The 13,919-nt window shown below is 63.0% G+C and carries 15 protein-coding genes and 4 tRNA genes; all 19 read right to left on the bottom strand.

From position 1 onward, the window contains the following. Window positions 1-28: 28 nt before the first annotated feature. On the bottom strand, window positions 29-550 hold the full coding sequence (rplJ, locus tag VGH98_07555) for a 50S ribosomal protein L10 (GenBank protein HEY2375816.1): 522 nt from the start codon (window positions 548-550) through the stop codon (window positions 29-31). Window positions 551-556: 6 nt separating this feature from the next. Continuing rightward, a complete protein-coding gene (rplA, locus tag VGH98_07550; GenBank protein ID HEY2375815.1) occupies window positions 557-1,246 on the bottom strand; it encodes a 50S ribosomal protein L1 in 690 nt (229 codons plus the stop codon). Then, window positions 1,246-1,671, bottom strand: a complete 426-nt coding sequence (gene rplK, locus VGH98_07545; protein ID HEY2375814.1) for a 50S ribosomal protein L11 — start codon at window positions 1,669-1,671, stop codon at window positions 1,246-1,248. Before rplK ends, rplA begins: the two co-directional genes overlap by 1 nt. 161 nt (window positions 1,672-1,832) lie before the next feature. Beyond that, window positions 1,833-2,387: a transcription termination/antitermination protein NusG gene (gene nusG / locus VGH98_07540; protein ID HEY2375813.1), complete on the bottom strand. Its 555-nt coding sequence runs from the start codon at window positions 2,385-2,387 to the stop codon at window positions 1,833-1,835. After that, window positions 2,384-2,644, bottom strand: coding sequence for a preprotein translocase subunit SecE (gene secE, locus VGH98_07535; protein HEY2375812.1), 261 nt, complete (start codon window positions 2,642-2,644; stop codon window positions 2,384-2,386). Before secE ends, nusG begins: the two co-directional genes overlap by 4 nt. A 1-nt stretch (window position 2,645) precedes the next feature. Continuing rightward, window positions 2,646-2,798 carry a 50S ribosomal protein L33 gene (gene rpmG, locus VGH98_07530; protein ID HEY2375811.1) on the bottom strand — a complete coding sequence of 51 codons (153 nt, stop codon included), beginning with the start codon at window positions 2,796-2,798 and terminating at the stop codon, window positions 2,646-2,648. 134 nt (window positions 2,799-2,932) lie between these two features. Then, a tRNA-Thr gene (locus VGH98_07525) sits at window positions 2,933-3,005 on the bottom strand. A gap of 40 nt (window positions 3,006-3,045) precedes the next feature. Further along, window positions 3,046-3,118 (bottom strand) — tRNA-Gly (locus tag VGH98_07520). A 37-nt stretch (window positions 3,119-3,155) separates the two neighbouring features. Further along, a tRNA-Tyr gene (locus tag VGH98_07515) sits at window positions 3,156-3,238 on the bottom strand. A 93-nt stretch (window positions 3,239-3,331) separates the two neighbouring features. Beyond that, window positions 3,332-3,404 (bottom strand) — tRNA-Thr (locus tag VGH98_07510). A gap of 138 nt (window positions 3,405-3,542) precedes the next feature. Continuing rightward, window positions 3,543-4,955, bottom strand: coding sequence for a cysteine--tRNA ligase (gene cysS / locus VGH98_07505; protein ID HEY2375810.1), 1,413 nt, complete (start codon window positions 4,953-4,955; stop codon window positions 3,543-3,545). Window positions 4,956-4,986: 31 nt separating this feature from the next. Further along, on the bottom strand, window positions 4,987-5,517 hold the full coding sequence (locus VGH98_07500) for an ATP-binding cassette domain-containing protein (protein HEY2375809.1): 531 nt from the start codon (window positions 5,515-5,517) through the stop codon (window positions 4,987-4,989). Between the two features lie 128 nt (window positions 5,518-5,645). Next, a complete protein-coding gene (locus VGH98_07495) occupies window positions 5,646-6,746 on the bottom strand; it encodes a DUF1611 domain-containing protein (protein HEY2375808.1) in 1,101 nt (366 codons plus the stop codon). Next, complete coding sequence (locus VGH98_07490) at window positions 6,743-7,939, bottom strand: AI-2E family transporter (GenBank protein ID HEY2375807.1); 1,197 nt, start codon at window positions 7,937-7,939, stop codon at window positions 6,743-6,745. Before VGH98_07490 ends, VGH98_07495 begins: the two co-directional genes overlap by 4 nt. After that, window positions 7,936-8,736: a PspA/IM30 family protein gene (locus VGH98_07485; protein HEY2375806.1), complete on the bottom strand. Its 801-nt coding sequence runs from the start codon at window positions 8,734-8,736 to the stop codon at window positions 7,936-7,938. Before VGH98_07485 ends, VGH98_07490 begins: the two co-directional genes overlap by 4 nt. A gap of 12 nt (window positions 8,737-8,748) precedes the next feature. Continuing rightward, a complete protein-coding gene (locus VGH98_07480; protein HEY2375805.1) occupies window positions 8,749-9,153 on the bottom strand; it encodes a YbjN domain-containing protein in 405 nt (134 codons plus the stop codon). Between the two features lie 205 nt (window positions 9,154-9,358). Then, entirely contained in the window at window positions 9,359-10,237 is an 879-nt protein-coding gene (gene sdaAA, locus VGH98_07475; GenBank protein ID HEY2375804.1) for an L-serine ammonia-lyase, iron-sulfur-dependent, subunit alpha, read from the bottom strand. 116 nt (window positions 10,238-10,353) lie between these two features. Then, window positions 10,354-11,028, bottom strand: coding sequence for an L-serine ammonia-lyase, iron-sulfur-dependent subunit beta (gene sdaAB, locus VGH98_07470; GenBank protein HEY2375803.1), 675 nt, complete (start codon window positions 11,026-11,028; stop codon window positions 10,354-10,356). 33 nt (window positions 11,029-11,061) lie between these two features. Next, on the bottom strand, window positions 11,062-13,902 hold the full coding sequence (gene uvrA, locus VGH98_07465; GenBank protein HEY2375802.1) for an excinuclease ABC subunit UvrA: 2,841 nt from the start codon (window positions 13,900-13,902) through the stop codon (window positions 11,062-11,064). Window positions 13,903-13,919: the final 17 nt, after the last annotated feature.

Here is a 13,919-nt window from a genome sequence, read left to right as displayed (position 1 = left end):
GCAGTAAGTCAGGCTCGGTGCCTGGGGATTAAGCGGCGGAGCCGCCGCGCTGCTGGTGCAGCGCTTCAAGCGCTCCAGCGAACATGTACAACAAGCCATTCAGCGCGCCGGCAAAGGCGGCCAATGGCGACTGCAGCCCGGCGCCGAGCTGAGCGAGCATCTGCTCGCGCGACGGCATCGAGGCCAACTGCTTCACCTGCGCGACGGCGATCGAACGGCCGTCCAGCATGCCGCCCTTCAGCGCCGGCTTCTGATCGTTCTCCTTCGCGAAGTCCTGCAGCACCTTCGCGGCCGTCACCGGATCCCTGGCGACGACGAGCCCCGTCGGACCACGCAGGCGATCGGCAACGAGCCCACTTTCGTTCACGGCACGCAACGCGAGTGTGTTCTTGATGACGACATACTCAATGTTTGCTCTGCGCAAACGACGCCGCAGCTCCGTCATCCGCTTCACGTTCAATCCCGTGAAGTCGGTGTAATAGAGCGCCGGAGCGTTCTTGATCTTGTCTTTCAGCTCGGTGACGAGCTGCTCTTTCTCGGTGCGGTTCATCGCTCGTTACCGATATGGTGTAGTGTCGATTGTGACGCCCGGTCCCATCGTGCTCGAGATGCATACGTTCTGGACGTACACACCCTTCGCGGCCGCTGGCTTCTGCCGAACGATCTGGTCCATGAACGCCGTGAAATTCGTCTCGAGCGCCTCGACGCCGAACGAGACCTTGCCGATCGCCGCGTGTACGTTGCCACTCTTGTCGACGCGGAACTCGATCTTACCCGCCTTGGTTTCCCGCACCGCGTTGCCAACGTTCATTGTCACAGTGCCGGCCTTCGGGTTCGGCATGAGGCCGCGGGGACCGAGAACGCGTCCGAGTTGACCCAGCTGACCCATCTGATCCGGCGTCGCGATCAAAACGTCGAACTCGAGCCACCCGTCCTTGATGCGCTGGATGTACTCGGGACCGACGAAGTCCGCACCGGCTTCCTGCGCCTCGCGCGCTCGGTCACCCGCCGCGATCACGAGCACGCGAACGGACTTACCAGTACCCGCCGGAAGCACGACAGTGCCACGCACGACCTGGTCGGCGTGACGCGGATCGACTCCGAGGCGTACCGCCACTTCGATTGTCTCGTCGAACTTGGCGTACGCTGACTTCTTCACGATCTCGAGTGCCTGCCGTGGCTGATACAGCGATGTGATGTCGCGGTTCTTCGCCGCGTTGTTGTACTTCTTCCCATGCGTCTGCATCAGTCGACGACCTCCACGCCCATGGAGCGCGCGGCGCCGGCGACCATCGCCATGGCCGACTCGAGTGAATCACAGTTCAGATCAGGCAGCTTGATCTCGGCGATCTTGCGGATCTGCGCCTTGGTCACTTTCCCGACCTTGTTGCGGTTCGGCTGACCCGAACCCTTCTCGATCCCCGCCTCCTTCTTGAGGAGCACCGCCGCTGGCGGCGTCTTCGTGATGAAGGTGAAGGACTTGTCCGAGAAGATGGTGATCTCGACGGGGAGAATCGTCCCCGCCTCCTTCTGGGTTCGCGAGTTGAACTCCTTCACGAACGCCATGATGTTGATGCCCTGCGGACCAAGCGCCGTACCCACCGGTGGTGCCGGCGTCGCCTGACCCGCGGGGATCTGCAGCTTCACGAATCCCGCGACTTTCTTGGCCATGTTACCTCACTGCTGGTTCGACCGTGGCGCTTTCGCGCCCCAGACTCCCACTGGAGTTTTGCGTCAGAGTGGTGGCTGACGGTGGTGGTTGGTGATTGGTCGTTCGTTGTTGGTGCGTCCGTCTTCACCAACCACCAACGACCGAGAACCAACAACCATTTTTAGTACGCTCTCAACTGCAGATAATCCAACTCCACGCTCGTCGGTCGACCGAACAGACTGACCGACACGCGCACCTTTCCCTTGTCCACAATCACCTCTTCGACGGTTCCGTTGAAGTCGGTGAATGGACCCTCCGTAATCGCGACCGCCTGTCCAACGAGGAACGGAATCTCTTCCTTCGGCTCCTCTTGCTCCGTCTCGTCGGCGATGCCGAGGAGGCGGTTCACTTCATCGGCCCGGAGCGGCTGCGGAAAGCGCTGGTCGTGACCGACGAACTTGATCACGCCCTGAATTGAATTGATGACGTGCGCCGTCTCCTGATTCATTATCATTTCGACGAGCACGTAACCTGGGTACAGCTTGCGCTCGACCGTGACCTTCTTGCCATTCTTGATCTCGACCACTTCCTGCGTTGGCACGAGTGCCTGACGAAGCTGCCGGTCCTCGGCCGGTCGAGTGTCGAGCTCGATCTTCCGCTGAATCAGCGAACGGACCTTGTTTTCGTGCCCGGCTGTCGTCTGAATGGCGTACCAGCGCTGTTCCATTGCGTTCATCGTGCAAAGAGCGACGGGACGCCACGAACGAGCACGAGACTGAGCGCCCAATCCAGCACGGTGATGAAAAGCGCGAGCACGAGGACAAAGATGATGATGGCGATCGTGGCTTGTTGTACCTGGCCGCGATCGGGCCAGGTCACCTTCTTCAGCTCCGCGATTACGCCGTGGTAGAACGCGACGAGCCGCGTCCACCAGCTGCTCCCCGCTGGCGCAGGTGGCGCGCCTTGCGGTGGTCGTGCGACGTCGACGGCCATGTTACTTCGTTTCCTTATGGACCTGATGCTTGTCACAACGCGGGCAGTACTTCTTCCACTCCACGCGTTCCGGATGCAGGCGCTTGTTCTTCGTGGTGAAGTAATTCCGATTTTTGCACTCGCCGCAGGCGAGGATGATCTTTTCTCGTGGCATTCGACATCAGCTCCCAGGTTGCGGCTGTGCAGGAGTCGTCGCTACGCAGCCGACAGCCCGCCGAAAGGCGCGCGCCTTCCGACCGGCTGCTCGTTCCGCACCGCTTTCAAACTCTCTCAATCTCTCTCACCAGGAGCTCGCGATCGGGATTGAACCGATGACCTCACCCTTACCAAGGGTGTGCTCTACCAACTGAGCTACGCGAGCAACTCCTTCTTGTCCTGCATCACTCTACTACTCGTCTACGAGCGGGAGACGGGGCTCGAACCCGCGACATCAAGCTTGGAAGGCTTGCGCTCTACCAACTGAGCTACTCCCGCGACTTCTCGTCCCGCTCGACTCGCCTGACGAGTCGCATGGTGGGGGAAGGATTCGAACCTTCGAAGGCGTGAGCCGGCAGATTTACAGTCTGCTCCCGTTGGCCGCTTGGGTACCCCACCGGACACGCGCCTCCCTTCCTCCGCTTCGCCCTCCACCCTCGTGCTACACGCGCGCTCTCGGCGCTCGACGACGAACGGTGCGTCTCGTCCGAGAGCTGACGGTGGGAATCGAACCCACAACCGCCGGTTTACAAAACCGGAGCTCTGCCGATTGAGCTACGTCAGCAAGGGCCGTTTTTGCGCGAGACTCGTACAATAGTCGGCCAGAAAATGAGTGTCAAGCCGCGACCTCACGCGGAGTTACGGCTCCCTTCGCTCGCGCGGCCAATCTGGAGTCGTTCGCGATGCGCTCGCTCTCCGTCCACTACCTGCTCAAACGCCATGTCGTTCCCTCCGGCGTGTCCTCGATCTGTACGCCTCGGTCTGCCAGCTCCTGTCGAATCCGATCCGCCGTGGCGAAATCCCGCTTCGCCCGCGCCTCCCGACGAGCCGCCAATCGCTCCTCCACCCACACCTTCAGCGCCGATTCGGCTTCCTCGGATTCAGGGACGATGTCCAGGACGCCATTGACCCGGGCGAATGCTTCGCGCGCCTTGACGATCGCCGCCGCGTCGTTGCCACCACGGTCAAATTCGGCGTTCGCCCGGTTGACGAAGACCGACAGCGCCGCCATGGCCTCCGGCGCATTCAAGTCGTCGAACAAGGCAGACTCGGCATCGCGGGTCAGCTCGTCGGCCGCCTTGGCCAGCGCGGGAGTGCCCCCGCTCGCTCGCCTCAGCCGGTCGGCGAAGGTGCCGATTCGCCGCACGGCGTCGATCGACGCCTCGAGCGCCTCCTCGGTGAGGTTCAGCTCCTTCCTATAATGAGTGTTGTAGACGAAGCGACGCGCGGCCGCGGCCGGTATCCGCGACTCTCGCATGTCCTTCACGGTCGTCACGTTGCCGAGACGCTTCGCCATCTTCGCGCCCTCGGTTAGAAGGAAGGCTCCGTGACACCAAAAGCGTGAAAAGGTGCGATCGGTCGCGGCTTCTGACTGGGCGATCTCGTCCTCGTGATGCGGAAAGATGAGATCGATGCCACCGCAGTGGATGTCGAGTGTTTCGCCGAGCAGATCGATCGCCATCGCCGAGCACTCGAGGTGCCAACCGGGGCGACCGCGGCCCCACGGCGAATCCCACGCCGCGTGGACCCGTTCGTCTTCCGGCTTCGCCGCTTTCCAGAGAGCGAAGTCCTGGGCGTTCTCTTTCGAGTAGTCGTCCTGCGCGACACGCGCGCCGGTCTTCACCTCGCGCTTGTCGAGCCGTGACAACCTGCCGTACGAGGGAAAGCGATCGATCGCGAAGTACACGGATCGATCCTCTGCCTGATACGCCACGCCCTTGTCGATGAGCCGCTGCACGAGCGCGATCATCTGCGGCACGTAATCCGTCGCCTTGGGATAGGCCTCTGCCGGCTCGATGCGGAGATAGTCGCGGTCACGGAAGAAGATCTCCGTGATTGGCTCGGTGACTTCGCGGATTGTCTTTCCCTGCTCCGCCGCGCGACGAATGATCTTGTCGTCGACGTCGGTGAGGTTCATGACCTGACGCACCTTCCAGCCGCGCAAGCGCAGCGTGCGCCGAAGGAGATCGACGAAAAGAAAGGTGCGAAAATTTCCTAGGTGCGCAGGGTTATAGACCGTTGGACCGCAGCTGTAGATGCGGACGGTGTCGCCGTCGGCAGGAGCGAACGGCTCGACTTGGCGAGTGAGCGTATTGTAGAGCCTGAATTCCTGCATTCGCGAATGCTAGACGCACCCGGAATGACGGTCAACGGACGACGATCTCCGCAACCCTCGATCTCACGGACGCGTACATCGTCGGCGCGATTGAAGAAAGGCGACCGCGCTCGATGCGCAGAATGCGATCGGCAATTCTCTCGACCGCCCGTGCTTCGCGCGCGGCGACCAGCATGGCGGCGCCAGCCTCGCGCGCACGACGTGCCGCCGATAGCAACACAAAGGCCGCGGCAACGTCACCATACACTCGATCGACGTTGTCGATGAGCGCGAGATCCCACGCCGGCGCGTCCGCGCACGCCTTGGCATGCAGGACATCGCGAAAATACATGGCATGTCCGGCCCGATCGATGACACCGTCATCGCAGGCGAGCGAGCCAGCCGCACAGAGCAACAGCGTCGTTTTGCCGGCGCCTTCGGGACCGACGACCGCTACGACTTCCCCGCACTTCACGTCGAGGTGGACGTCGTGGAGCGCGCGAGCGCTCGCCGTACATCCCACCAGTCCGGCCCGATACGTCTTGCTCAAGCCGAGAACGCGAACCACACAGGCACTGCTCACTGCCGCTCCTGACAACGTTAGGCGAATGACTAATGCGGTGCGCCCCGATCGCACAACCGTTCGCTGTCCCGAATCATCATTTCACTTGCGTGGTCGTCAGTCGAGCCCGGATCTTTGTGCCGCCGCGTTCAGCGCTGCGATTGCGACGCCGAAAGCCGGTTGCGATGGTGGACGGCACCAAAACGCCCTCGGTGGAATTCATCGATCGCGTCGATGATCGGCGTGGGATCGAAGCGAACGGGATCGGTTGCCGGCAGTTCGGTCTCGCGCATGGCGCGGTCAATTGCGGCGCGCGCATCGTTTTCGCTCAGATCGTAGGTGTTGAGCGCCACCGCGATGACTGGCGCGGGCCTCAGAGGCGCGACGGCCGCTTCTTGCATCTCGATGAACTCCGCGAGCGGTGGAATCTTCACCCAGGAATGGTTGTTGATCGCCGTCCGCGACGGCTGCGCGCACATGATCATCGCGTGCGGAAGCGAGCCGTGCAGCAGGCCGTAGGTCACGCCCGAGTAGCTCGGGTGAATGATGGAGCCCTGCCCCTCGACGAGAACGATGTCGGCTTCCTTGCCCGCCTGTAGCGTTAGGCGTTCGGCTGCCCCAGCAATGAAATCGGCGATCACCGCGTCGACGGAAATGCCCCAGCCCTCGACGAGGATGCCGGTCTGTCCGGTCGCCGCGAAGGCGACACGCATGCCGCGCGCGCGCATCGCATCGCGCAGCTGCAGCTGCGTCGTCATCTTGCCGATGTTGCAATCGGTGCCGACGGTGAGGATGACCGTCGCGCGATCGTCGAGCTCGCGCACGCGTCCCCGCGCGACGTCGATGTCGTTAGGCGGCCGCCGCAGATCGTGGATCGTCACGCCCGTATCCCGAGCGCACGCGGCAAACTCGTCGTCGTCGCCAAGCAGCGTGTGGAGACCGCTCCAGATGTCGAGCCGGTGATCGATGGCGTCGAGGATCAGCGAGCGCCAGCTCGCCGGCAGCTGACCTCCCGGCGGCGCGATGCCAATGAGCAACGCATTTGGCTTTCGCCGGAGACCTTCCGCGAGCGAGGCAACGACGGGGATCGCGCCCCCGAAGCCGAGGACGTCCTGCGCAGTCTGCCCGGCGCGCGTCGAGTCGATGACGGCAACGACGCTCTCGGGCGTGTACCGGATGCAGGCATTGGCTGTCTTCGACCGAAGGGGGCTGAAGGCGCCTTCGGCGAGAATGAGAAAACGCGAATTCATTGAGTGCCGTGTCGTCCGTTCGTCGTGGTAACTTCGGCGATGGACACGACGTCGATTGGCGGTCCCGCGGGCACGAGGACGCCGCCGCCGGGCGCTGGCAGTCGCAGCACGAGCGGCCGCTCGCGCGTGGTACGCCGGAAGCCCTGCCCTTCGTAGATGCGTGTGATGAGGATGCGTCGCACGATCACCATCAACATCGCGAGTGTCGGCAGCGCGACGATGAGTCCGATGCCGCCGAGCAGCTGGCCCATGATCAGCACGGACATGATCGTCAGCACCGGCGGGAGATCCACCTTCTTCGACATCGCGTACGGGGACACGATGTTCCCCTCGGTGAGGTGCACAATCACGCCGACACCAAGGACGGCGAGTGCACGGAAGCCGCCATTCGGCGTGTTGAGCACGAAGAGCGCCGGCAGCGTCGTCGACAACAACGTGCCGAAGAAGGGAATGATCGCGACGAGCCCGGTGAAGATCCCGAACGTCAGGGCAAACGGAACGTTGAGGATATAAAGAAAGATCGCGGTCAGCGCGGCGAGAAAAGCCATGACGAGGAGCTGCCCGACGATGTACGAGCGCAGCGTGTCGCCGAGGTCACCGAGGAGGTCACGAACCAGGTCGCGATGGATCGGCGGGAACAACGCGATGAGCCACTCGCGATAGAGCGCGGGGTGGAGCGACAGGTAGATCGCGATGACCGAAATCGAGAAGATGCTGATCGCACCCTGGACGACGCTCAACACTCGCGTCGGTATGGTGGCAAAGGTGCTGGAGATTTCATTGTAGATAGCGCCGAGGATCTTGTGCTCCCCCGGGGGCCAGAACTCTCGGAGCGCCGGCACACGGCCGATCGTGCGATCGAGGCTATCCTCCCAACCGGTGATGTAGTTCGGGAGCACCTTGATCAGTGCCTGGGTCTGCGAGATCACCGGCGGGACGAGGATATAGAAGATCGCGACGACGCCGGCGAGGCTCAGCAGCAGCGACGTCAAGAATGCCAGCCGCTCCGGAAAGTGCCATCGGCGCTCGAACCATCCGGCGACCGCCCGCAGGTAGAGCGACAGCAGAACGCCGATGAAGAGCAGGATGAGAACTTGCGCAACCCTGGCAAACAGCCACAGTCCCAGAACCGTGAGGACTGTGGCCGTCAGAATTGGCGCAAATTTGAAGCGTCGCGGTGAATCGTTGCTCAACTTCCCTTTTTCTCGCTCTCGATGTCCTCGTCGATCTCGGCGTGCACTGTCTCTTCGTCGTGCTTGGCGTTACCGCCACCGATCTGACGCTGGGCCTGCGCCGGCGACGGTGGCGGAAGCATTCCCATTTTCTGCTTCAGCTCGATCAATCGCATGTCGACGCTCGTCGACGCCGCACCTCGCTCGAGCTGCTTGAATTGATTCGAGAGCTGGTCGCCGGTGAACTCCTCGTCAATCTCCACCGCGGCTTTGAGCTGCCGCTCGTTCTGCTCGATGCGCTCTTCCATCCGCGCGAACGCCTCGAACGCCGACTTCTCGGAGAGCGACGACATCGTTTCGGCGATGCGCTTCTGTGCCTGCGCGCGTCGCTGGCGCGCGACGAGGAGATTCTTCTTGCGCTTCGCTTCCTCGATCTTGTCGTTCAGATCGCGGAGCGAGTTCTTGAGCTTCTCGGTCTCGAGCCGGTGGGCTTCCCACGTCTGCTCGAGCTGCTGCGCATGCGACATGTGCTCGCTCTGTCGAACGAGCGCCTGCTTCGCCAGATCTTCGCGATTTTCCTGGAGCGCGAGCATCGCGCGTTTTTCCCAGTCCGCGGCCTGACGATATTCGCCATCGGCCTGGTCGCGCAGCCGCTTCTCGTCCGCGATCGCCGTTGCGACCTGCTGCTTCGCCTTGGCAAGCTGCGACCGCATGTCGACGAGTATCTGACCGAGCATCTTCTCGGGATCCTCGGCCCGAGAAATCAAATCATTGATATTCGACCGCAGCAGCGTCGACAGTCTATCGAAGAGTCCCATGTTGGATTGGCCTCAGTGTGCCTGCCGATAGGTCCCAAGCTCGCGCAAGTGCGACGCGAGAGCGAGGCTGATGCTCTCGTAGGCGGCCTGAAACTCCTCGTAATCCAGGTGCGCAAGCTCGAGCGCCTCCGTCATGACGATCGAGTCTTCCTCGATGCCATACGACCCGTGGACCAGATCCGTCGCGTTTAGCTCGAGGAGACGACGACTGAGCGTAGCCAGTTCGTTCTCGTTCTTCGGCAGCGACATCACTTTCACGCGCATCAGCACGACCGGCGGCGTGTAGTTCACGACGACCGCGAAATCGAGCTCGCCGCCGGGTTTGACGATCCACAGTCCGGGCTCCACCTCGCGATAACTCGCGCCTTCAGCGCTGATGCGATCGAGGAAGCCTTCGACGTCTTCCTTGGTGACCATCGCTTGACCTGGTTTGAAGTACGTGAAGCCCACTACGGGAGTCGGGGATAGAACGGTTTCGACAACGGTAGCGTGCAGAGGGTAGAAGGCAGAGGGTAAGAGCCTCCGCCGGCGCAAGATAGCGCCATGCCGAGCGATGAGACAGACACGCATCGACATACGCTCTGCCCTATGCCCTCCGCCCTCTACCCACTACCCGCAAACCTCAGCCTTTCTTGATCTGCACCAATCGCTCGCGTGCCAGCCGACGACCCGTAGGCGTTGCAGCGAGTCCGCCGCCGGCGGTCTCGCGATAGCGCACGTCCATCTCACGCCCGATCTCGCCCATGGTGTCGATGACTTCGTCGGCCGGGATCGCGAAGGTGATTCCGGCAAGCGCCATCTCGATCGCCGCGAGCGCGATCGCGGCGCCCGTCGCGTTACGGAAGACGCAAGGAAGCTCGACCAAACCGCCGAGGGGATCGCACACGAGGCCCAACGTGCCCTGCTGCGCCAGCGCGACCGCGTGCGCGACTTGTGTCGGTGTGCCACCGAGCATCTCCGTTGCTGCGCCCGCGGCCATCGCCGCCGCCGCTCCCGTCTCGGCCTGACAACCGCCCTCGGCTCCGGAAAGCGAGGCCCGCTCCGCGACGACGGCACCGATCAAGCCGGCGGTGGCTAGCGCGTCGACGATTTGCTCATCCTCGAGCTTGCGCGCGTCCGCGAGTCCGGTGAGCACCGCTGGCAGCACGCCGGCACCGCCGGCGGTCGGTGCGGCGACGATCACTCCCATAGCGGCATTCACTTCCTGTACGGCGAGCGCGCGAGACAGGATATCGCGAAACGGTGTGTCAGCGAGCGGGCCGGCGGCCGCCGTGTGCAGCTTGGCCGCGTCACCGCCGACGAGCCCACTCGCCGAGCGGAGCTCGCCGGTGAGTCCCTGCGCGATCGCACCGCGCATCACGTCGAGCGCCCGCTGCAAGGCTCCGCGTATCTCGGCGACAGGCCGGCCCTGATCGCGCGATTCCGTTTCAAGCGCCAACTGGGCGAGGCTCTTCTTCTGTGCCTCGGCGTCGCGGACGGCTTCATGGAGTGAGCGATACATGACTCAAAGTTGCTAGGGGCTAGGGGCTAGGGGCTAGGGCTAGGGCTAGGGCTAGGGGCTAGGGCTCTTCCGCCGTCCTCTAACACCCAGCAACAAGCACTCAGTACCTCCTCTCTTCACGCGGAAACCTTGTCGAGCCGGAACGCCCACTTCACCCACGAGAGGGTCCGAATCTCATCCCGGACCTTTTCGTCCGGCACGTCGTCGGTTTCGATGACCATGAATGCATCGCCCCCGCGCTCTTTTCTCGTTAGGCGCAACGTCGCGATATTGATGTGATGGTCGGCGAGAATGCCGGCGATGCGCGCGACCGACCCGGGAATGTCCTCGGCGACGAGTACGACCGTGTGATAGTTGCCGGTGACCTCGACCGGATAGCCATCGATCTCGGTCACGAGGACGCGCCCCGCCCCCAGCGACGAGCCGACCATCACCGACTTGCGATCGCCCCGCTCGACGGAGATGCGCGCCGTGTTCGGATGCACGACGCCTTCCTCGCCGAGCTTCGTTTTCTCGAATTGATAATCGAGCCCTTCGTGCTCGGCGATCTCGAGCGACGTTCGTAAACGCTCATCATCGGGACGAAAGCCCATCAAGCCGCCGACGATTGCCTTGTCCGTACCGTGCCCTTCACCCGTGCGCGCGAACGAGCCGTGCAGCTCGATGCGCGCGCGCTCGGGCGTTCCACCGACGAGACAACGCGCGAGTAATCCGAGGCGGCACGCTCCAGCCGTGTGCGAGCTGGAGGGGCCGACCATCACCGGGCCAATGATATCGAGAAGGCTGACCATTTTCTCAATTCGCTGTGCTCAGGGTGACAACCGTTACCCAATGGCTGAAAGTGCTCGCCGCGACTGCCGCTTCCGCTCGAGCAAGGGCTTGAGGTAGTGCCCCGTATGACTGTCCTCAATCATCGCGACTTCTTCCGGCGTTCCCGCGGCGACAACAGCGCCGCCGCGGGTCCCGCCCTCCGGCCCGAGATCGATGATCCAATCCGCTGTCTTGATCACGTCGAGATTGTGCTCGATCACGAGCACCGTGTTCCCCCGATCGACCAGACGATGCAACACGTCGAGCAGCAGACGCACGTCCTCGAAGTGCAGGCCGGTCGTCGGCTCGTCGAGGATGTATAACGTGCGGCCTGTGTCTCGCTTCGAGAGCTCGGTCGCGAGCTTCACTCGTTGCGCCTCTCCACCGGACAGCGTCGTCGCGCTCTGGCCAAGATGGATGTAACCGAGCCCGACATCGTTTACGGTCTCGAGCTTCTGTCGAATCCGCGGTTGGTTCTCGAAAAAGTGCAATGCGTCCTCGACGGTGAGCTCCAAAACGTCGGCGATGCTCTTGCCGCGGAATCGCACCTCGAGCGTCTCTCTATTGTAGCGCTTCCCCTTGCACACCTCGCACGGAACGTAAACGTCGGGGAGGAAGTGCATCTCGATTTTGACGAGGCCGTCGCCCTGGCACGCCTCACACCGACCTCCCTTCACATTGAAGGAGAATCGGCCAGGGCCGTAGCCGCGAATCTTCGCTTCCGGCAGTTCGGCGAACAGCTCGCGAATCGGCGTGAAAAGTCCGGTGTACGTTGCCGGATTCGAGCGAGGCGTGCGACCGATTGGGCTCTGATCGATGTCGATGACTTTGTCGATGTGCTCGAGACCAGTGATCCGCCGGTGCTGCCCGGGAATGACACGCGCCCGATAGAAATGCCGCGCGAGTGATCGATGGAGAATGTCCTCGATCAACGTCGACTTCCCCGAGCCCGACACACCCGTCACGGCGACGAATACGCCTAACGGCACTTCGACGTCGAGATTCCGCAAGTTGTGCTCGCGCGCGCCCTCGACGCGAATCACACGCCGCCGATCCACAGAACGGCGGCCACTCGGCGTGCGGATCTCCATCTCGCCGCTAAGGTACTTGCCCGTGATCGAATTCGAGTTCTGCACGATGTCGCGGATCGTCCCCACGGCGATCACCTCTCCACCGTGCTTTCCGGCGCCAGGACCAAGGTCGATGATGTAGTCCGCGGCGCGCATCGTCTCTTCGTCGTGCTCGACGACGATGACGGTGTTTCCGAGGTCGCGCAGCTGCTCGAGCGTGGCGATGAGACGGGCGTTGTCGCGCTGATGCAGCCCGATCGACGGCTCATCGAGGATGTACAACACGCCCACGAGTCGCGAGCCAATCTGCGTGGCCAGGCGAATGCGTTGCGCCTCGCCGCCGGAGAGCGATTCGGCCGCTCTGCCTAACGTGAGATAGTCCAACCCCACGTCGACGAGGAAACGGAGCCGCTCGCGCACTTCCTTGAGGATCGGACCGGCGATCTCCGGATCGATGCCCGGACGTCCGTGACCGCGCACCGGAACCCTCTCGAAGAACTCCAACGCCTCCGTGACGGCAAGCTCCGTGAGCTCCCCGATGTTCCGGTCGGCCACGGTCACGGCAAGGGCTTCGCGCTTGAGCCGGCGTCCGCCACACTCGGCACACGGCACCGCAACCATGTAGGCCTCGAGCTCGGCCCGCACGGTGTCCGAGTCCGTCTCTGCATAACGACGCTCGATGTTGGCGAGCACTCCTTCCCACTCGAACTCGCCCTTCTTCTTGCCGCCGTCGCCGCCGAGGATCGTGTCGCGCACGCTCTTCGGGAGCTCGCCCCACGGCGCGTTGAGATCGAACTTGAGCGCGCGAGCGATCGCCGGCAGTACGATCTTGCGCAGATATCCCTGAGGCTCTCCCCAGGGAATTATCACACCCTCGAGAATCGAAATGCGCGGATCACCGAGGATGAGCTCTTCGCTGACACGCCGTCGCGTGCCGAGACCGCCACACGCGGTGCAGGCGCCAAAGGGCGAGTTGAACGAGAAGTGGCGCGGCTCGAGCTCCGGCAACGAGATACCGCAGGTCGGGCAGCCATACCGTTCCGAGAAGAGCTCGACGTGCTCGTCCTCCGCTCGGCTCACCTGCACGAGTCCGTCCGCGAGCTTCAGCGCCGTCTCGAGCGAGTCAGCGAGTCGTCCGCGATCTTCCGCGCGCACGACGAGACGATCGACCACTACCTCGATGGTGTGATTCTGACGGCGATTGAGCTTCGGCGGATCGGAGACTTCGATCAGCTCTCCATCGACATACGCGCGAATGAATCCTTGCTTGCGCACCGTCTCGAAAAGCTCGCGGAACTCGCCCTTTCGACCTTGCACGAGCGGCGCTCGCACCTCGATGCGCGCGCCTTCCGGCCATGATAGGATAATGTCCGCGATCTGGCCGGCGCTCTGGCGCTGAACGGGCCGGCCGCAGTTCGGGCAGTGCGGCGTGCCGACCCGTGCGTACAGCAGACGCAAGTAATCGTAGATCTCGGTGACCGTGCCCACCGTCGATCTCGGATTGTGGCCCGCCGACTTCTGTTCGATGGAGATCGCCGGCGACAATCCTTCGATCGAGTCGACGTCGGGCTTCTCCATGAGACCGAGGAACTGCCGCGCGTACGCCGACAGCGACTCGACATACCGTCGCTGCCCCTCGGCGTAGATCGTATCGAACGCCAGCGAGGACTTTCCCGAACCCGACAGGCCGGTGACTACCGTCAGCCGATCGCGCGGGATCCTGACGTCGATGTTCCGAAGATTGTGCTCGCGCGCGCCGCGAATGACCAGTGCGTCTTCTGCCATAGCCAGGGAAAGCTGTG

Source organism: Gemmatimonadaceae bacterium (genome assembly GCA_036496605.1).
GTDB lineage: Bacteria > Gemmatimonadota > Gemmatimonadetes > Gemmatimonadales > Gemmatimonadaceae > AG2.
The sequence above is the reverse complement of the archived record's forward strand: the minus strand, read 5'-3'. Positions and strand labels throughout refer to the sequence as shown.